The organism is Oceaniglobus sp. K40-3 (assembly GCF_055808395.1).
Genome location: NZ_JBVVRW010000006.1, coordinates 58,174 through 76,509 on the forward strand (window position 1 = coordinate 58,174; position 18,336 = coordinate 76,509).

An 18,336-nucleotide genomic window follows, 5' to 3' on the forward strand; every position below is an offset into this window, starting at 1 on the left:
CCGGCAGTGGTCTGTTTTGTGCAGTGTCGGGCCCGCCAGGAATAGAAGCGGAACACGCTCCCAACAAAAACGCTGCTGGGAGAAGTAAGCCAAGATGAATTCGCATATTTAAAATTTCCGCCCTTAGAACAACTTAACCTGAGTACCAACCTCGGCTAATCCAAACAACTCTTCGATATGTTCGTTGTAGAGGCCGATGCAGCCGTTCGACGATTGTCGACCGATCTTGCGCGTGTCACCTGTGCCGTGAACGCGGTAGTACTGCCATGACAGATAAAGGGCGTGTGTTCCAAGGGGATTGTCGGGGCCAGGGCCAACGAAATCCGGCCATTCGGGATTGCGCTCCTTCATCGACGGCGTAGGTCGCCAGCTCGGGCCATCCACCTTGCGAACGATTTCGGTGTAACCGCGCCGCGTCAACTCCTCCGTAAGAGGGACGCTGGAGGGGTAAAGCTTGTAGACGTTTTCGTCTTCCGACCAGAACTGCACCGCGCGGGAGTCAATGTCGCAGAGAATCGCGCCATTCCGCAGGTTGTCAAAATGATCTTGCCAGGACGCAACCCTAAACCCGGAAATATTGCTTCGCACCGCCGGTGCCGCCAGACCCTCGCTTGTCTGTGCCATGGCCCTACTGGTCGCGAGAACCAACCCACTTGCTGCTGCACCAAAGAGTGCAGTCCGGCGTGTGAACGGTCTGTCGTTAGCTCGTCTCATCAAGAAAACCTCTGGTCTCGTTATTTTTCCCGGTTCTAAGACCTACACCCGCTAGAGCTTCAATATGTTTCTGCTCACAAACCCGTGAGATTGAACTCGGTCATGGCATCAAAGAAATCTGCGGGTTTTTTGGAGGTAGGTTCGGTAAGCATCCCCATAGCGATCAATCAACCAGCGCTCTTCGGCGAAGGTCGCAAGGATCAATGCCGCGACGCCGGTGATAATCACCGGCCACGCGAGGATTGAGGCGGAGAGCAATCCGATCCCGATGAGGATCGCCATGTCAGCCACATATTGAGGATTGCGGGAGAAGCGGTAAAGGCCACGGGTCCGCAGAACGCCTTCATCACCACTCGTCACCGCTATTCCAAGTTGCATCACACCGGACCAGACAACGGCATTGCCCAGAACGATCAGACAAAGCCCTAGACCCCAACGTATGATCCATGGGAAGTCGAGCTCACCCCATTCTAGCAGACCCAAAACGATGGCAGATCCGAAGCCGACGCACGTAAGTCCCCAGACGACAATCTTGTGGGCTCCTGTAGAGTGAATCGGCGGCCAGACACGTCGCTCCGGTTGGAACATGGACCAGAGTATACCCGCGATCAGCAACAGATTGGCCGCACAACCCAGCACGAGAACCACGGTTTTGAGGTCACCCATGACCATACCTGTCGGCGTCCCGATGTTTGGTTGCTGAGCGTTCAAACTCCAGCGTTGAGTGGTCGATCCCGAATTCCTCGTCGAGGCGGGTCTTGATTGCCGTCTTGATGTTTTCGAGGTCATCCCAGCGGTCCTCGGCGATTACGACGTGGGTATCGAGCGCCGCACGATGCTCCTGCATCTGCCAGAAATGTGCGTGATGAACTTCCTCGACTCCGTCCACGTCCTCCACGGCCGCGATAACCTTGTCCGTGTCGATATCGGGCGGGCTTCCCAACATCAGGGTGCGGATTGGGCCACCGATCTCGCTGAAGGCGAGCCAGAGGATATAGGCGGCAATCCCGATGGTGATCGCCGGATCAACCCAGCGGACATCGTAGAGAAGGATTAGAACGCCACCGACGATCACGGCCACAGACGCCAGCGCATCGCTGAGGTTGTGGAGGAACAGCGCCCGGATGTTCACGCTGCCTTTCTGCATCGAATAGGTCAGCCACGCGGTGAGGGTATCGATGAACAGCGCCACACTGCCCAGGATGACCACGGTCCAACCCGCGACTTCGGGCGGATCAACAAACCGCATCGCGCCCTCATAGACCAGATAAAGGCCGATGATGATCAGCGAGGTATAATTGATAAGCGCGGCGACGATCTCGACCCTGCCATATCCGAAGGTCATTTTCGCATCGGCCGGGCGGCGCGCGATCTTGCGCGCGCCGAATGCGATGACGAGCGACGCCATGTCGGAGAAGTTGTGGATGGCATCCGCGATCAGCGCGAGGCTGCCGGATAGTATCCCGCCGACAATCTGCGCGACCGTCAGGAGGCCGTTTGCCCAGATGGCAATGGCAACCCGCCGGTCGCCTTCTTTAGGCTCCATATGGGCATGATCATGCGGCACGAGAAGCCTCCTCATGGCCGTGGTTTGGCCGGCTGAGCCCTGGAACGCTTGGCAAACGACCAGCGCGGATCGCCCTGACGCGGGCATTCATCCAATGGCGAATGAGGTGCCGATAGATCCAGTCGCGCAGCGGGCCTAACGCCTGACGATGGTGCTCATAAAACATGTCAGGATTATCGAATGTTCCAAAATCGCGGGCGATGCCGGTCTTCTGGATATATGTACTCTCCCCGTCCATCCGACTGGCGGTGCGCTCAAGCAGTCGGTCCCGGCACCGTAGCCGCATAGGGACTGAGTCTCGGAAAACGACCGCTGCAAGGCCAACAGGAAGGATGTGTCGAGGATGAAGCCCTCAAGATCGACCCATTCTGCCTCGGTCTCGACCTCGATCCATGAGTGGAGGATTTCTGCGGGTGCGATCGGATAGATCAGTTCAGGCACGACGCCCCGTTGCAACGCTTTGTGGATTGTGAACCCGTGCAAGCGGCATCTTACGCCGACAGCGCGTAGAAGCGCCATCAGCAGCGTTCCCTTCGTGTTGCATTGTCCATACCTGTCATTGAGTACTTCGGAGGCAGGAATGTCGTCGGCGCGGTTATAGCCAAAGTCGATCTCGTTTCGCACGAAGTCGTAGATTGCACCAATTCGATCATGCAACGGCAAGGTTCCCCACCCCCGGTCGGCGATCAGAGCGGCAAGTGAAGGATGCCTGACATCCAAGAGTGGCGTCGACGAAAGCAGCGGGTCAACAGGGGTCATGAGCGTTTCCTAGAATCAACTATACAAAGATGATAGTTTCTACAGTCACTGTAGCTTCAACCTTTATCTTGTGGCGACGCGAGAGACTATTCTGGTTGGTGATTGTGAACTGCCTTGTGATGCTCGTCATGCGCGTCCCGCAGGATGCCTATGCCGCCCCACGCCGCGATGCCAGCCACCGCGACCCCGACAACGAGGTCGGGCCAGTTGCTGCCCAACCACCAAACGAGACCGCCCGCGATCAGGATGCCGCCGTTCGATGCGAAATCGTTGAGGCTGAAGGTGTTGGCGGCCCGGATGTTCACGTCCGGTTCCTTCAGTCGCCCGAGCAGCCAGATGCAGGCGAGGTTGACGACCGCAGCGATCAGCGACATTGCGATCATCAGAGTTCCGAGCGGTTCGGAACCGCCGACATAGCGCCGCCAAGCGTCAATCAGAATGCCAACCGCAAAGATCAGAAGCAATCCGCCGGATACGTTCGCGGCACCCCGCTTCCACTTCGACGACCGGGACAAGGCCAGAAGGCTGATGCCATAGACGAGGCTGTCGGATGTGTTGTCGAGACCATTGGCGATCAGGGCGCTGGAATCGCCGATAGCTCCCGTGGCGAAGAACCCCGCAGCGATTGCGAGATTGAGACCGAGAACAATCCAGAGCGTCTGGCGCTCTTTTTCATTCTTCCCGCTGAATTCGCTTTCGACCATCGAACTGGCAAACCTTCCGATTTCTAAGAAAGGGGGCAGAAACGCCCTCTTCGGATGAAGCTGTCAAAAAGATATATAGAACCTCTAGCGACTATAGATCCAAAATAGCTTATTTACGTCCCTCTGGGCACCGAAAGAATAATCGCGGCACCGATCAAACAGATGGACGTCCCTATGAAGTCCCATCTGTCAGGTCGCTCGCCCTCGACGAACCACATCCAGAGCATGGAGGCCCCGATGTAGATGCCGCCATAGGCTGCGAAAGCGCGGCCCGCTGCGCTGGTTTCGACCTGCGCCAGCAACCAGCCGAAAAGCGCGAGCGCGATTATGCCGGGTGCGAGCCAGAGCGGTGATGCCCCAAGACGCCACCACGCCCAGATGGCGAAACACCCGCTGATCTCCGCGACAGCAGCCAGCGGATAGGCAATTGCGGCGTTCAAGCCCCAATCTCGTCGTGCTCGGTGAGACATTCCGCATGGTCTCGAAGGACCTCCAGAACCTTGCACTCCGCAACGCTGTCACCGTCGCACTCGGCGACCATGCGTTTCAATTCCTTCTTAAGCGCTTGCAGACGCTTGATCCGCTGTTCGACTTGGTGGAGTTGCCGACGCGCGATCGAATCCGCCTCCGCGCAGGATTGGGACGGGTTGTCCGAGAGGTCCAGCAGCTCCCGGATGGAGTCGAGCGAAAATCCGAGCTGGCGTGAGTGCCGGATGAAAGCCAGCCGGTCGAGGTCCTTTTCAAAGTACCGGCGCTGGCCGCCTGCGGTCCTTCCGGCCTCGTTCATCAAACCGATTTGTTCGTAGTAGCGGATCGTCTGAACCTTGGTTCCGGTTCTCCGCGAGAGTGTTCCAATTGCCAGCATGTGCGATCCTTCAATCTACAAAGACTGTAGCTTACTGAAGAGCCAACTCCATTGAAAAGACAAAGGTTTCACATCAGCGTGACTTCGGACAACAAAAAGTAACTTTTCGCTTGAACCTCTATCTGCTGTAGCTTGTATCCCGCGCACAGACGAACTGAACAGGTGGGTAGCGCAAGCAATGAAGAAGGTCCGGATAGTTCTCTGGTCGGCAGTGGTTGTCACTGCGGCGGTGTCAGCCACGCTTTGGATGACTGAACGCAATCAGGGACCGGTCGCCGCGCGTGTTGATCCTGAGGCCGAGAGTTTCACTGCGGATTTTGAGCTGACGGACCATACCGGTATGGTGCAGACCGACGAGGATTTCCGGGGACGCTGGATGCTCGTCTTTTTCGGATTTGCGAACTGCCCCGACGTGTGTCCCATGGGGCTCGCAACCATCGCGCAGGTCATGGACGAGCTCGGCACCCAAGGTTCCGCCGTCCAGCCCCTGTTCATCACGGTCGACCCTGAAAGGGATACGCCAAGCGCTCTGGCCAACTACGTTCCCCAGTTTGGTCAGGGAATCCTTGGGTTGAGCGGACCGCCGGACCAAATCGAACGCACTGCCGAGACCTTCAAGATCTACTACCAGAAGATCGAGGAAGCCTCGGCGCCCGACGGCTATACGATGGGGCATACGTCGTCCTTCCTTCTCTTCGATCCGGAAGGCGAATTTGTCCGCATCTACGAATACGACGAGGAACCCGGACTGATCGTTACTGATCTTCGCGAAAGGATCGGCGCGTGACAGCTAGCCCAGACGCAACGCCAAGCGCCGCGAGCCCGGTGGCTTTCCTCTTCGCGGCATGGTTCGTCGCCTTGTCCGCGTCGCTTGCCGTGCTCTTCATCGGAGAGGTTCTGGGGCAGACCCCCTGCAATCTGTGCTGGTTCCAGCGTGCCTTCATGTTTCCGCTCGCGATCATCCTCGGGGTGGCGGCGTGGCGCGCCGACCTCTCGATCTGGCGCTATGCCGCGCCGCTCGCGGTTCTGGGTGGTGCCGTCGCCCTTTACCATTCCCTGCTTTACGCAGGGATCGTGCCGGCGCCGATCGTCCCCTGCACGGCGTCCGGGCCATCCTGCACCGATGACGCGATGCTGATCCTTGGCCTGCCAATCCCTCTGCTCTCCCTGCTGACGTTCGGGGCAATCCTTGTCCTTCTCATTCAACTTCGACGGATATCAATATGAACCGAAAGACACTTCTGCTCGCGATACTCACTCTGGTACTGGCCGTTTTCGTGGCTGGTGCCTGGTTCGTATCGCGCCCCGATCCGACCCCGGTGGCGACAGCCGCTCCGCTGGAACAACAGGATCGTCTTGTTCGGTCCTATTCTCCCATACTCGGGCGTGAGGATGCGCCAGTGACCATCGTGGAGTTCTTCGACCCAGCCTGCGAGGCCTGCCGCGCCTTCCATCCCATCGTGAAGCAGATACTGACGCAATACCCCGACGATGTGCGCGTCGTCATGCGCTACACTCCGTTCCACGGCGAGGGGTCCGAGCTGGCAATCAAGGTGCTGGAAGCGGCCCGGTTGCAGGACGTTTTTGTTCCCGTGCTGGAAGCGCTGCTTGAAAATCAGCCTGCCTGGGCCTCCCATGGCGCGCCTGCGGCAGAGCGGATCATGGAGATCGCCGGAGCGGCGGGTCTGGATACTGCGGCGGCGGCGGACCAGATCAGGTCACCCAGCATCGTCGGCGTCCTCAATCAGGACCGGGCCGACGTCGAAGCTGTCGGAATCCAGGGCACACCGACGTTCTTCGTCAACGGTAAGCCTTTGCCAGAGTTCGGTGCGGAGCAGCTTTTGTCGCTCGTCCAAGCCGAAGTCGAGGCTTTGGCAACCAATTAGAACGAACAGGAGAATCAACGTGTTCAAAACCTTCGCAAAGGCAATCCAGAGCCTGTCTGTCGCACTTCTGATGGGCTTGCCAATGGCATCCTCAGCGCAGCAGATGTCAGACAACGCATCTATTGTGGTCGAGAACCCTTGGGCGCGTTCGAGCCTTGGAACGTCGCGGCCCGGCGGGGCCTATCTGACCGTTCGGAACGAGGGCAGCGACCCGATCTCCCTTATCGGTCTTCGCGCGGAGATCTCCGGCATGGCTTCGATCCACGAAACCAGAACCAATTCTGACGGCGTCAGCAGCATGGCTCCGGCGGACGATATCGTGATCCCGCCCGGGGGTATGTTCGCCCTTGAACCCGGCGGATATCACGCCATGCTGATGCAACTGCAATCTCCGCTCGTCGAGGGGGAGACCTTTCCGCTGACCCTGCTCTTTTCCGATGGAACAGAGCTTGAAATCACCGTCCCGGTCCTTGGCATCGGCGCACGCGGCCCCGAAGGCTGATCCGGCTGATGATGAGGGTGGCCAAAATCGCAGCGATCGGAGCGGCGGCGGTCTTTGCCGCCCTGTTTGTCGGCTGGTGGCAGGTAGATGGGCCTGGCGCTGACTCCGCGCCGGGCAAGCGGTCTCTACCGCTGACTGCTATGGAATTCAGCCTGACGGATCAGGATGGTCGGGATGTCGGCCCGGAAACCCTCATCGGCGAGCCCGAGTCTGGTCTTCTTCGGATTCACCTATTGCCCCGACGTTTGCCCGACGACCCTCTCGGACATTTCCGGATGGCTCGACGAGATTGGGCCGGATGCCGAAGACCTGAATACCGTTTTCATCACCGTAGATCCGGACCGCGACACGGTCGAGACCATGGCCGAGTATGTCTCGTATTTCCATCCGCAGATACAAGGATGGACGGGCTTGCCAGACCAGATCGCGGCCATCGCCGATGGTTTCCGTGCCACCTATGAGAAGGTTGAGGGGGAAAACGGCGAATATACGATGAACCACACGGCGGGTGTTTTCCTGTTCGATGCAACAGGTCGCTTCGTCACCACCATCGACTATCACGAACCACGCGAATTCGCCGTGCCGAAGATAAGGCGCGCGATGCAGAACAGAACCGAGAGGGCAGAATCTTGAAACTGAGACATATCGTTCTGGGAACGACAATGGCCGCGGCAGCGGTCAGCACGATAGCGAGCCGGGCTTTGATCCTGGAGGCGCCGCCCGAGTACATCTTTTCCGAGGCTCCGGAAGCCTTGGACAGTCCACCCGAACCTCTCGATGGACCAGGCGTCAACGCATCTGGCGAGACGATGCCGAATATGCTTCCGGCCGCTTTTCAGCCGCCTGAGTTTCCCGCACTCGAACGGGCCGAGCCAGATAATCTGATGGCGCTTGTTCAGGCCCTCGCCACGCCGCCTTGGGAGGCGACGGTCGAGGCGGGTGACACATTGGACGTGCTTCTCTCTCTCGCGGACATGGATGCGCAAACACGGACCGAAGTCGCACTGGCACTGACGGTTGAATACGACCTGCGCCGCCTTCGACCGGGCCATCGTCTCAGCGTCGACTTTCGCCCGGACGGCACGCCATTCGTTGTGACGTTGGCTGTCGATGACGGTGTGCGGATCGAAGTCACCCTGGACGACACCATTGCGAGCCCGGACGGTAACGCCGAGCGCGTTGACAGTCGAGCGTGCGAGCCAGTTGCTGGTGAACGGGTCGATCTACGCTTCGCTGGATCGAGCAGGCGTCCCGGCCCGTTTTGCCGTCGATCTCGCACAAATCCTCGGGGAAACGGTCGACTTTCGCAGGGATCTTCAAGGCGGAGAGACCCTGAATATCCTTTGGGGTCAGACCGTCCTTCGCGATGGTTCAGAGGTCGGTCAACCGTCAATCTCCTATGCGGCCCTCGATCTGGCCGACGACCGCTTCGAAATCCTCTGGTCAGCCGAAGACAGCGGGCGGGCAACGGTCTATTTGAATGGTGAAATCCTGCGGACGGTCGCGCCGCCGGTGGAAGGCGCACGACTGTCGTCGGTCTTCGGGCAGCGCAAGCATCCGATCTACGGCAATATGCGGATGCACACAGGTGTCGATTATGCCGCCGCTGCGGGGACACCGATTGCAGCGACCGCACCCGGACGGGTCTCCTTCATCGGATGGCGGAGCGGGTATGGCCGGGTGGTCGAGATCGCGCACGGGTCAGACACAATGACCCGCTATGCGCACCTCAGCGCTGTGCCGGAGGGTCTGGCCGTCGGAAACCGCGTGGTCGCGGGCGAAACGATTGGCCAGGTCGGTGAGACAGGCACGGCGACAGCTCCGAACCTTCACTACGAAGTGCGCGTGGACGGCCGACCTATCGATCCGCTCGGGGAGGAATTGCTCGCCTCTGCGGAAAATTTCGACACTGCGGATGCCACTGAAATCCTTGAAGAGACGCGCACACGGTTCGCGACCTTTCTTCGCGAAGACACATGACTGATTTGAAAGGAATTCCGATGAAAAACAGGTTTCAAACCTTGGCCGCTGCGACCCTCATGATTGGTGCCGCGACGGCAGTAACCGCCCAGACCGCTATCCACGTCGGAAAGACGCGCGGCTGCGGTTGTTGCCTTGCCTGGATGGAAAAGCTGTCCGATGCCGGGTTCGCTCCTGAAGGTGAGAATATGGGCGGGGCGTTGATCCGTCTGAAAATGGATCGCGGTATTCCCGTCGATATGTTCTCCTGTCACACGGCGACCGTCGAAGGCTACACCATCGAGGGTCACGTTCCGCCAGCCGATATTACTCGACTGCTTGAAGAACGTCCCGATGCCATAGGCCTGGCCGTGCCCGGCATGCCCATCGGCTCGCCCGGCATGGATTTCGGCGACGATGCCGAAGCCTACGATGTCTTTCTGGTGAAATCCGACGGCTCCACTGAGATCTTTTCGTCCTATCCGGCGAGTTAAAGTGGAGCAAATCACAACACTCTCACCAGTCGCACTGGGCTTTCTAGGCAGCCTGGCCGCCGGTCTCATGACCGCCGTCGGGGCGACGCCCGTGCTTCTCGGCAAGACCCCGTCACGCAAATGGCGCGATATTTCGCTCGGCTTTGCCGCCGGGGTCATGCTTGCCGCGTCTTTCTTTTCTCTCATTATACCGGCACTCGACGCAGCGGAGGGCCGATACGGGGATGGCGCGATACCGGCGCTGATCGTCTGTGCTGCGATCCTGATGGGCATGGGCGCGGTCGCCATGATGAACGAAATGATCCCGCATGAGCATTTCAGCAGCGGGCGCGAAGGCCCAGAGGCGGTCTCGCTGCGCCGTGTCTGGCTCTTCATCATCGCCATCACGATCCACAATGCGCCGGAGGGTTTGGCCGTCGGCGTTGCGTTCGGTGCCGACGGTTTTACAGGCGGATTTCCCGTCGCTCTCGGGATCGGATTGCAGAATGCGCCTGAAGGGCTGGCCGTTGCAGTCGCCCTACTGGGCGAGCGATACTCGGCGGGCCGTGCGTTCGGCATCGCAGCACTGACTGGTTTGGTCGAACCCGTCACGGGCTTTCTTGGTGCCGCGATGATCGTCGTGGCGCAGCCTCTCTTGCCCTGGGGTCTGGCTTTTGCGGCGGGCGCGATGCTTTACGTCATCAGCCACGAGATCATCCCGGAAACCCATCGCAGCGGCCACCAGAAGCAGGCGACGACCGGGCTCGCTGATCGGGCTCGTCGTCATGCTGTTCCTCGATGTCTGGTTGGGGTGATCCATGGCAACTCGTTCCATCGGCATTTGTACAGCTGTCGCGGCGCTCGCCGCCGATCAGGCATCGAAGGCGTTCGTGCTTGCGAACGCAGAAGCGCTCGCCACCGGCGTCGCTGTATTCCCCGGCTTCAACCTGATCTTCCACCGCAACTACGGGGTGACCTTTGGGTTCTTTCAAAATGTGCCGTGGTGGGTCCTTGCATTGGTCGCCACCGCCGTCGTTCTGTTCCTCGTCGTTTCACTGATCCGGGCAACGCAGGCAGCCGAGGCGGTTGCCTACGGCATGGTGATCGGCGGCGCTCTTGGGAATATCGTCGATCGTCTTCGCTTTGAAGGGGTGACCGATTTTCTGGATTTCTATCTCGGAACGGTGCATTGGCCAGCGTTCAACCTCGCGGATGTCTTCGTGGTCTGCGGCGTCGGGATTTTGCTGATCTTCTCGGGGCGCGAAAAGGTCGCTGCGTCCGAAACCTCAAGATAGATCTCGGTGATTTCAATCGGCATCACTGTTCTCCGCATTTCCGGAATGTCAGGTATCATCCTCACATTCTGTGCATTCGGCCTCGGCGCTTTGGCAGTTTTCGCTCTGCCACCATTCTCGATGCCGGTGCTTTTGCCCGTCGCGTTTGGCGCGCTGTATCTCCTTACGGTCGGAGAGAGCCGCATGCGGGCCGGACTTGCCGGATGGGCGTTCGGCGTTGGCTTCTTCCTGTTCGGATTGTCCTGGATCGCGGAGAGCTTTTTCGTCGACGCGGAGCGGTTCGGCTGGATGGCCGTTCCTGCGGTGGCTGGACTGGCCGCCGGCCTTGCGCTGTTTCCGGCGGCGGCAATGGCAGCGTTCGCATGGAGCAGGACGAAAGGTGTCTCCGGCGCATTGATCTTCGCGGTCTGCTGGTCGGTTTCGGAATGGCTGCGCGGCACCATGCTGACAGGCTTTCCCTGGAACCTGATCGCCTATGCATGGGCCGACTACGATATTCCACGCCAAATGGCCGCATGGGTTGGCAGCTACGGACTTGGCCTCGTCACAGTTCTGCTGTCGGTCCTGCCCGTAACGCTCCTCATGCGGAATCGTCGGCAAAATGCGTTCGCCGCATTTGTTTTCATGTCGGTGGTGGGGGGTGCCGGAACCCTCGGTACGGTTCGCCTTATGGCCACCACACCGCCAACAGACACAACCGTCAGGATCGTTCAGGGAAACATTCCTCAGACGGAGAAATGGGACCCCGCGTTCCGCGAACGGAACATATCCCGCTATCTGGACCTGTCTGCGCAGTCTGGCAGCTTCGACGTCCTTCTCTGGCCTGAAAGTGCATTTCCCGGTTATCTTGATGAGAATCCTGAAATGTTGGGTCGAATTGCAGAACGTCTGCCTGAGGGCCGCGTTCTTCTGACCGGTGCACAGACGCGCGAGTCGGACGGCACTGGCACACGCTACAGAAATTCGATCCTCGCAGTCGATCAGACCGGACAGATCGTCACGCGATACGCCAAGCATCACCTCGTGCCGTTCGGGGAATACGTTCCCCTGCGGAGTTTTCTTCCGATCCAGCGACTGACCGCAGGGCTTGGGGACTTCACGCCCGGTCCCGGCCCCCAGACCGTTGAGCTACCCGGTTTATCTCCGGTCGGCCTTTCGATCTGCTACGAGGCCATTTTTCCGGGACGTGTCGTAGACGCCGCTTCGCGTCCGGACTGGATATTCAACGCCACCAATGACGCTTGGTTCGGTGCGTCTCTCGGTCCCCGGCAACATCTGGCCTCTGCCAGGATGCGCGCGGTCGAAGAGGGGCTGCCCTTGGTTCGCGCGGCCAACACGGGCATTTCAGCAGTTATCGATGGGTACGGCCGGATCGTCGCCCGCCTCGGGCTCGATGAGACCGGCGTGCTGGACGCCCGCTTGCCAGTTGCGCTCCCGGCCACGCCATTCGCGAAATACGGGCAGATGATGTTCCTGCTCGTTTTGGCAGCGTGCATCGCGGGTGCCATTGGGTTGACTATTGGAAAGGAAAAGGCACCATGATCGTGATCTTCGGAGCATTGGTCGGCGCCGCATGGGGCGGATATCTCGCCAAGAAGCGTGGCGGCAACAGGCTGGACATCGCCCAATACGCGACGAGTTCCGCGATCGCATTCGGACTCCTGGCGTTGTTCGCCTCGATCTTTCTCGCACGGGTTCTATGAACCGCCAGCCAAGGCCGGTACGATGCTATGCTATGCGAATATGTCGATTGGCGTCCCGTCCCGCACCATCGCGTAGATATCCTCAATCTCGCGGTCCGACACCGCGATGCAACCCGCCGTCCAGTCTGGTTTGATCGCGTCGATACCGGGTCGTGGCCCGCCATGGATGAAAATGTCGCCGCCCGGCTCTTGTCCCTGTGCAGCGGCATAGGCGATATCGGCCTCGTTCGGATAGGAGATGCCGATGGAGAGATGGAACAGACTGTCGGGATTGCGGCGGTCGACTGTATAGGTTCCCTCGGGCGTTTTTCCATCACCCTCGAATTGCTTGGGCCCCTCCGCCGCAAAACCGAGATCGATCCGGTAGGCTTTCAGGACCGAGGTATTGTTGAACAGGAACAGGTTCCGGTCACTTTTGAACATCTGCAACCGGGTGACTGCGGGCCCGTCGTAGGTCCGGAACTTGCTGGCGCATCCCGCAAGGCCGAGTGCCAGTCCACCCAATAGCGCAGTTCTACGTGTCGTTTTCATCATGTCGTCCGCTCTATCTTTCTATGTGCCCATTCATATCGGTGTCGGCATGCCTGATCAATCAATGGCCGTGTGCCAGGGCTCCCTGCGCCATCTTTTCCCCGATTTTCTCACCCCCTGACGGGTCTGGCCGATCCGTCGTGGCCCGGAGCAGCCTGAGCGCGTTGGCGACGACCAGCAGCGAAACGCCAACATCCGCAGCGATGGCCCCCCACATAGTCGCCATGCCGAACGCCGTCAGCCCGACGAACAGTGCCTTGGTCGCCAGTGCGATGCCTATATTCTGATGAATGATGCCCATGGTCCGGCGTGAATGCCCGATCAGCCATGGCACCTTGGCGATATCGTCCGTCATCAACGCGATATCGGCTGTCTCAATAGCGGCGTCCGATCCGACCGCACCCATGGCGATGGCGAAATGCGCCCGCGCCATGGCAGGTGCGTCATTCACACCATCTCCGATCATTGCCACGACATCGTAACTGGCAACCAGTTCTTCGATTGCCGCCACCTTGTCTTCTGGCAGCAGTTCTGCGCGAACCTCATCGATGCCGACTTCCGCCGCCACGGCGCGCGCCGTGCGTTCATTGTCGCCGGTCAGCATGATGATCTTTTGCACGCCTTGGGCATGCAGACGCGCCACGACCCCCTTCGCATCCGGGCGGATACGGTCGCGCAGTTCGATCAGGCCCAGCAGGCGGCTTCCGGAGCCTACGGCCACGAGTGTGCTGCCAGCCCCTTCGATCCGTTCCAGCAGGTCGCGGGGGATCGCTTCGCCAAGCCCCTTCTCGGTCGCAAATCGATCCGAACCGAGCCAGACGGGCTGACCCTCCCAGGTTCCCTCGACACCGCGGCCCGGCACCGTTTGGGTGTCGGTAGCCGCCGACTGCTTCAGCCCATCGCGTTCGCCGCGCACCAGGATGGCCCGCGCGAGAGGATGCGAAGAGCGGGCTTCCAGCGCGACAGCGGCGCTCAGAAGGTCGCGCTCGGCCGTGCCGCCCAAGGGATGCAGACCCGCGACCTCCGGTTCTCCCATGGTGATCGTCCCGGTCTTGTCCATTGCCAGAGCTGTCAGGCGTGACGGCGCCTCCACATAGGCACCGCCCTTGATCAGCACGCCATTGCGTGCCGAGGCCGCGAGCCGAAGCGACGATGGAGACCGGCGTAGAAATCACGAGCGCACAGGGGCAAGCGATTACCAGGAGAACCAGTGCATTGTAGAACCAATAATTCCATGCCCCCGCGAACAGCAGCGGTGGAACGACGGCGATTAGAACCGCCAGCACCATGACAATAGGCGTGTAGATGCGGGCGAACTTTGTGACCCACTGTTCAACCTCGGCGCGGCGCGAATGAGCGTCGCCTACCATACGGATGATTTTCGAGAGCACGGTATCGCCTGCGGCCTTGGTGGCCCTGACCGTCAGTGTGCCGTCGCCGTTGATCGTTCCGGCATACACTTCATCGCCAGTTTCCTTTGCCACAAGAGCACTTTCCCCGGTAATCGGAGCCTGATCAACATCGCCGCGACCCTCGGTCACCTCTCCGTCGAGCGGGATACGGTCTCCGCCGCGCACCACGAAGCGGTCACCGATCGCAACCTGAGCCGCAGGAACATCGGTCTCCGATCCGTCGTCACGAATGACGCGCGCCGTGGGTGGTGCTAGGTCCAACAGGGCCGAGACCGCGTTGCGCGCACGCCCCACGCTCCAGGATTCGAGAGCGAGGGACAGAGCAAAGAAGAATGCGACCGTTGCCGCCTCGAAAAACTCGCCCAGACCGATCGCCCCGGCCACGGCGACGATCATCAGCAAATTCATGTCAGGCGAAAATCTACGCGCGGCGGACCATGCTTTGGGGGCGACCAGCCAGGCTCCGAACACCACCGCCAGCATGAACAGCCCCATCTCGACCAGAGGCATAGACGTCTCGCCATGACCGGAGAAGAGCCGCAGCGCGCCGCCCGCCCCCGTCTCGACGATGTGGTAAAGGAACCCCGCGGCCCAGAAGCCGCCGCTGAGCCCGGTGAAGAGGCGTTGACGTGCGAAATGGGCCGCCTGGTCCGCTTCGGCGCTTTCAGCATCCCACATCTTCGCGCTCATCCCAGTCGACCCGACGATCTTGATGATCTTATCGTCGCTGAGCGGTTTGGCGCTTTTGAGGATGGTCATGCGCCCGTTGATCACATCGAAGGCCAGATGCTCGCTGCCGCCGACTTCCGGCCCGACGACCTTGTTCAGGATCGCGACCTCTTCCGCACAATCCAGCCCGTTAACGCGAAAACTGCGTCCGGAGGATGGTGGAGGTGCTGCCACCTGCGCGGTGTCTTCGGCCGTCTGGCCGCAGCAAGCCTTTGTGTCTTTGCGATCATCCTGATGACCGTGCGGATGCGTGTCTGGACCGTGGTGGGACATGGGAAACCTCTGAGAATAAGCGTTGAGCCAAAGATAGGAGCTTCAGTTGCTAGAGGTTCAAGAAGTTTCTTGGGATGTTCTGTGCTTAAGGCCATCACAATCAGCACTGTACCTCCTCTGAACTGTTCGGGCGCGACAGCGAGGCGATTGGACTTGACCTTCCATCTACGGGAAGCACTATTTGCGGACCCAGTGTAGTTTTTGAAAGGCTGGGAAATGGATCAGATAGTAGGCAAGGATGCGTCAGAGCGGTCGTCGGATCATGCCGTGGATCCGGTGTGCGGCATGTCCGTCACAATTTCTCCGGACGCACGCCGTGCAGACTATGACGGTGAAATTTTCTATTTCTGCTCCGACAGGTGCCACACCAAGTTCAAGGCTGATCCAGTTTACTACGCCTCTGGCAAGGCATCGGATCGTCGCATGACCTCACAAGCAGGCGCGCAGTATACATGCCCGATGCACCCTGAAATCGTACGTGATGAACCCGGATCTTGCCCGATCTGTGGCATGGCGCTTGAACCGATGTTACCGTCGGATGAACCCAGTGAGGAACTGACCGACTTCACCCGCCGCATGTGGATCAGTGCCGCCGCGGCCGTTCCCCTGGTCATCCTAACCATGGGTGAGTTGGTCGGTCTGCCCGTCCGAGACTGGATCGGGCATCAACTGGCGACCTATGTCGAGTTCGCGTTGGCGACACCAATCGTCCTATGGGCGGCGAAACCCTTCTTCGAGCGGGGATGGGCGTCGATCGTGAACCGGCTCGCCCAACATGTGGACACTGATCTCCATCGGTGTCGGTGCGGCCTACATCTATTCGCTGGTGGCTACGTTCCTTCCGGGCGTGTTTCCGGAGGTCTACCGGATGGGCGCGGGGGTCGGCACCTACTTTGAGGCCGCCGTTGTCATCATCACCCTGATTTTTGTTGGGCAGGTTCTGGAGCTGAGGGCGCGGGAACGGACCGGCGATGCCATTCGGGCACTACTCGACCTGGCCCCGAAAACTGCGCGACGTATCCTGCCCGACGGCACAGAGTATGACGCGCCGCTGGAAAACATCGTTGAGGGGGATCGTCTGCGGGTCCGCCCAGGCGACGCGATCCCCGTCGACGCCACGGTCATGGACGGTACGTCGTCCATCGACGAGAGCATGATCACCGGCGAACCCCTGCCGGTCGAAAAAGGTCCCGGCGATACCGTCACCGGCGGCACGATCAACAAGAAGGGATCCCTTGTCATCGAGGCCGCGCGCGTGGGTGCCGACACGATGCTGAGCCAGATCGTCGAGATGGTTTCGAACGCGCGTAGGTCCCGCGCGCCGATTCAGGGTCTTGCCGACAAGGTCTCATCCTACTTCGTGCCGACCGTTGTCCTGATCGCGCTGCTCGCATTCGTCGCGTGGCTGAGCTTCGGACCCGAACCTGCTCTGGTCTTTGCCATTGCCTCGGCGGTGTCGGTGCTGATCATCGCCTGCCCCTGTGCTCTGGGTCTGGCGACCCCGATTTCGATCACGACGGCCGCGGGGCGCGGTGCACAGGCGGGTGTGCTGATCAAGGACGCCGAAGCTCTGGAACGCATGGCCAAGGTCGATACGCTGATCGTGGACAAGACGGGTACCCTGACCGAGGGGAAGCCGAAGCTGACCGATGTGGCCGCTCTGGGCGACGAAAGCGAGGAAACCATTCTAACCCTAGCTGCCGCCCTGGAAAAAAGCTCGGAGCACCCGTTGGCGGAGGCCATCGTGGAGGGTGCGATGGAGAAGGGCATCAAGGTCGGCAATGCCGAAAACTTCGAGGCGGTGACCGGAAAAGGCGTGCGCGGAACTGTCTTGGGGCGGGCTGTCGCACTTGGAAATACCGCAATGATGCGCGACATGTCTCTCGACACATCTACGGCGGAGGAAGCGGCAGATGTTCTACGGGCCGAGGGTAAGACCGCCATGTTCGTAGCCATTGAAGGTAAGCTGTCCGGCATCGTCGCAGTGGCCGACCCGATCAAGGAGTCGACTGCCGAAGCCATCAAGGTACTGCACGAGGCAGGTCTGCGGATCATCATGGCGACAGGTGACAACGAACGCACCGCCAGCGCCGTGGCGCAGCGGCTTGGAATCGACGAGGTTCGGGCCGGCGTTCTGCCGGAAGATAAGAAGGCGCTGGTCGACGAGCTGCACGCCGAAGGCAGAAAGGTCGCGATGGCGGGTGATGGTGTCAACGACGCGCCAGCCCTGGCCGCAGCGGACGTCGGCCTTGCCATGGGTACGGGCGCGGACGTGGCGGTTGAAAGTGCGGGCATCACGCTGTTGCGCGGGGATCTGAACGGCATCGTCAAGGCGCGGACACTGGCGGTGGCGACGATCCGCAACATTCGCCAGAACCTGTTCTGGGCGTTTGCCTATAACACGCTCGGTGTTCCAATCGCGGCAGGGGTCCTCTACCCGGTCTTCGGCCTATTAATGTCACCAATGATCGCCGCAGCCGCGATGAGCCTTTCTTCAGTCTCGGTCATCGCAAACGCTCTCAGGCTGAGGCGATTGAAGCTTTAGCGGGTCCGCGTTTTGAACGTGAAGTAGGTCAATTATCCATTTCAGCAAAACGTGTATTGCTGGTCTGTCAGAAATCCAACATAGCTGACCGATGATACTCAAAACGCGCCTTTTTGTGCTTACTCTTTTGATTGGCGTTGTTCTGGCGCAAATCAGTCATGCGTCCATTTCAAGCGTGGATTCAGGGTCTTCGATGGTCATGCAAAGCGATTGCTGTCCAGATGACTGCCCGGACATGCCGGAATGCGATGCTGCTTGCATTTCGACGATGCAATTTCGGGTAGCCCCGATTGTGCTGGGGCTGGAACGAGCAACTCTAGCGAGCCTTGCCGAGCCCCGGAAACGCAGAGTTCTCACGGGCCGAGGCGGCAGCGCACCGACAACATGCGGACATTGAGCTTCAAAGACCGCCAAAGGCA

General features: G+C 59.9%; 16 protein-coding genes and 5 pseudogenes. 12 read left to right on the forward strand and 9 right to left on the reverse strand.

The window, feature by feature from the left end; genetic code table 11:
* Nucleotides 1-123 precede the first annotated feature (123 nt).
* The 7 genes and pseudogenes from AC0L7P_RS22995 to AC0L7P_RS23025 all read right to left on the reverse strand — a co-directional run bounded on the left by AC0L7P_RS22995 (nucleotide 124) and on the right by AC0L7P_RS23025 (nucleotide 4,609).
* Nucleotides 124-624: a L,D-transpeptidase gene (locus AC0L7P_RS22995; RefSeq protein WP_007121392.1), complete on the reverse strand. Its 501-nt coding sequence runs from the start codon at nucleotides 622-624 to the stop codon at nucleotides 124-126.
* 198 nt (nucleotides 625-822) lie between these two features.
* Nucleotides 823-1,380 carry a methyltransferase family protein gene (locus tag AC0L7P_RS23000; protein ID WP_007121393.1) on the reverse strand — a complete coding sequence of 186 codons (558 nt, stop codon included), beginning with the start codon at nucleotides 1,378-1,380 and terminating at the stop codon, nucleotides 823-825.
* Nucleotides 1,373-2,281: a cation diffusion facilitator family transporter gene (locus AC0L7P_RS23005; protein WP_007121394.1), complete on the reverse strand. Its 909-nt coding sequence runs from the start codon at nucleotides 2,279-2,281 to the stop codon at nucleotides 1,373-1,375. Before AC0L7P_RS23005 ends, AC0L7P_RS23000 begins: the two co-directional genes overlap by 8 nt.
* Nucleotides 2,271-3,040 (reverse strand): annotated as a pseudogene (locus AC0L7P_RS23010) (transglutaminase-like domain-containing protein). The gene AC0L7P_RS23005 and the pseudogene AC0L7P_RS23010 overlap by 11 nt, the downstream one beginning before the upstream one ends.
* An 86-nt stretch (nucleotides 3,041-3,126) precedes the next feature.
* Nucleotides 3,127-3,744 carry a cation efflux transmembrane domain-containing protein gene (locus AC0L7P_RS23015; RefSeq protein ID WP_024099354.1) on the reverse strand — a complete coding sequence of 206 codons (618 nt, stop codon included), beginning with the start codon at nucleotides 3,742-3,744 and terminating at the stop codon, nucleotides 3,127-3,129.
* 113 nt (nucleotides 3,745-3,857) lie between these two features.
* Nucleotides 3,858-4,184, reverse strand: a complete 327-nt coding sequence (locus AC0L7P_RS23020; protein ID WP_090270124.1) for a YnfA family protein — start codon at nucleotides 4,182-4,184, stop codon at nucleotides 3,858-3,860.
* Nucleotides 4,181-4,609 carry a MerR family transcriptional regulator gene (locus AC0L7P_RS23025; RefSeq protein WP_243254686.1) on the reverse strand — a complete coding sequence of 143 codons (429 nt, stop codon included), beginning with the start codon at nucleotides 4,607-4,609 and terminating at the stop codon, nucleotides 4,181-4,183. Before AC0L7P_RS23025 ends, AC0L7P_RS23020 begins: the two co-directional genes overlap by 4 nt.
* Nucleotides 4,610-4,787: 178 nt before the next feature.
* On the opposite strand from AC0L7P_RS23025, the gene AC0L7P_RS23030 reads away from it, so the two are divergent.
* The 11 genes and pseudogenes from AC0L7P_RS23030 (at nucleotide 4,788) to AC0L7P_RS23080 (ending at nucleotide 12,427) form a co-directional block, all read left to right on the forward strand.
* Entirely contained in the window at nucleotides 4,788-5,396 is a 609-nt protein-coding gene (locus AC0L7P_RS23030; RefSeq protein ID WP_040701839.1) for an SCO family protein, read from the forward strand.
* On the forward strand, nucleotides 5,393-5,836 hold the full coding sequence (locus AC0L7P_RS23035) for a disulfide bond formation protein B (RefSeq protein WP_007120864.1): 444 nt from the start codon (nucleotides 5,393-5,395) through the stop codon (nucleotides 5,834-5,836). Before AC0L7P_RS23030 ends, AC0L7P_RS23035 begins: the two co-directional genes overlap by 4 nt.
* Nucleotides 5,833-6,495 (forward strand): DsbA family protein, encoded by a 663-nt coding sequence (locus tag AC0L7P_RS23040; protein WP_007120865.1) that lies wholly within the window; start codon nucleotides 5,833-5,835, stop codon nucleotides 6,493-6,495. Before AC0L7P_RS23035 ends, AC0L7P_RS23040 begins: the two co-directional genes overlap by 4 nt.
* A gap of 70 nt (nucleotides 6,496-6,565) precedes the next feature.
* Nucleotides 6,566-6,997 carry a copper chaperone PCu(A)C gene (locus AC0L7P_RS23045; protein ID WP_050770452.1) on the forward strand — a complete coding sequence of 144 codons (432 nt, stop codon included), beginning with the start codon at nucleotides 6,566-6,568 and terminating at the stop codon, nucleotides 6,995-6,997.
* An 8-nt stretch (nucleotides 6,998-7,005) separates the two neighbouring features.
* A pseudogene (locus tag AC0L7P_RS23050) lies at nucleotides 7,006-7,630 on the forward strand (SCO family protein).
* 546 nt (nucleotides 7,631-8,176) lie between these two features.
* Nucleotides 8,177-8,977, forward strand: a complete 801-nt coding sequence (locus AC0L7P_RS23055; RefSeq protein ID WP_473436400.1) for a M23 family metallopeptidase — start codon at nucleotides 8,177-8,179, stop codon at nucleotides 8,975-8,977.
* A 20-nt stretch (nucleotides 8,978-8,997) separates the two neighbouring features.
* The gene (locus AC0L7P_RS23060; RefSeq protein WP_007120870.1) at nucleotides 8,998-9,450 is read left to right on the forward strand and encodes a DUF411 domain-containing protein; all 453 of its coding nucleotides are present in this window, start codon (nucleotides 8,998-9,000) and stop codon (nucleotides 9,448-9,450) included.
* Nucleotides 9,451-9,460: 10 nt separating this feature from the next.
* Nucleotides 9,461-10,244: pseudogene (locus AC0L7P_RS23065) on the forward strand (ZIP family metal transporter).
* A gap of 3 nt (nucleotides 10,245-10,247) precedes the next feature.
* The gene (lspA, locus tag AC0L7P_RS23070) at nucleotides 10,248-10,724 is read left to right on the forward strand and encodes a signal peptidase II (protein ID WP_007120872.1); all 477 of its coding nucleotides are present in this window, start codon (nucleotides 10,248-10,250) and stop codon (nucleotides 10,722-10,724) included.
* 6 nt (nucleotides 10,725-10,730) lie between these two features.
* On the forward strand, nucleotides 10,731-12,266 hold the full coding sequence (gene lnt, locus AC0L7P_RS23075) for an apolipoprotein N-acyltransferase (RefSeq protein ID WP_007120873.1): 1,536 nt from the start codon (nucleotides 10,731-10,733) through the stop codon (nucleotides 12,264-12,266).
* Nucleotides 12,263-12,427, forward strand: coding sequence for a hypothetical protein (locus AC0L7P_RS23080; RefSeq protein WP_007120874.1), 165 nt, complete (start codon nucleotides 12,263-12,265; stop codon nucleotides 12,425-12,427). The genes lnt and AC0L7P_RS23080 overlap by 4 nt, the downstream gene beginning before the upstream one ends.
* A 30-nt stretch (nucleotides 12,428-12,457) precedes the next feature.
* Here the strand turns inward: AC0L7P_RS23080 and AC0L7P_RS23085 are convergent, their stop codons facing one another.
* Complete coding sequence (locus AC0L7P_RS23085; protein WP_040701851.1) at nucleotides 12,458-12,958, reverse strand: L,D-transpeptidase family protein; 501 nt, start codon at nucleotides 12,956-12,958, stop codon at nucleotides 12,458-12,460.
* A 61-nt stretch (nucleotides 12,959-13,019) separates the two neighbouring features.
* Nucleotides 13,020-15,372, reverse strand: a pseudogene (locus AC0L7P_RS23090) (heavy metal translocating P-type ATPase).
* A 216-nt stretch (nucleotides 15,373-15,588) separates the two neighbouring features.
* Between AC0L7P_RS23090 and AC0L7P_RS23095 the strand changes: the two are divergent.
* Nucleotides 15,589-17,917, forward strand: a pseudogene (locus tag AC0L7P_RS23095) (heavy metal translocating P-type ATPase).
* Nucleotides 17,918-18,336 lie beyond the last annotated feature (419 nt).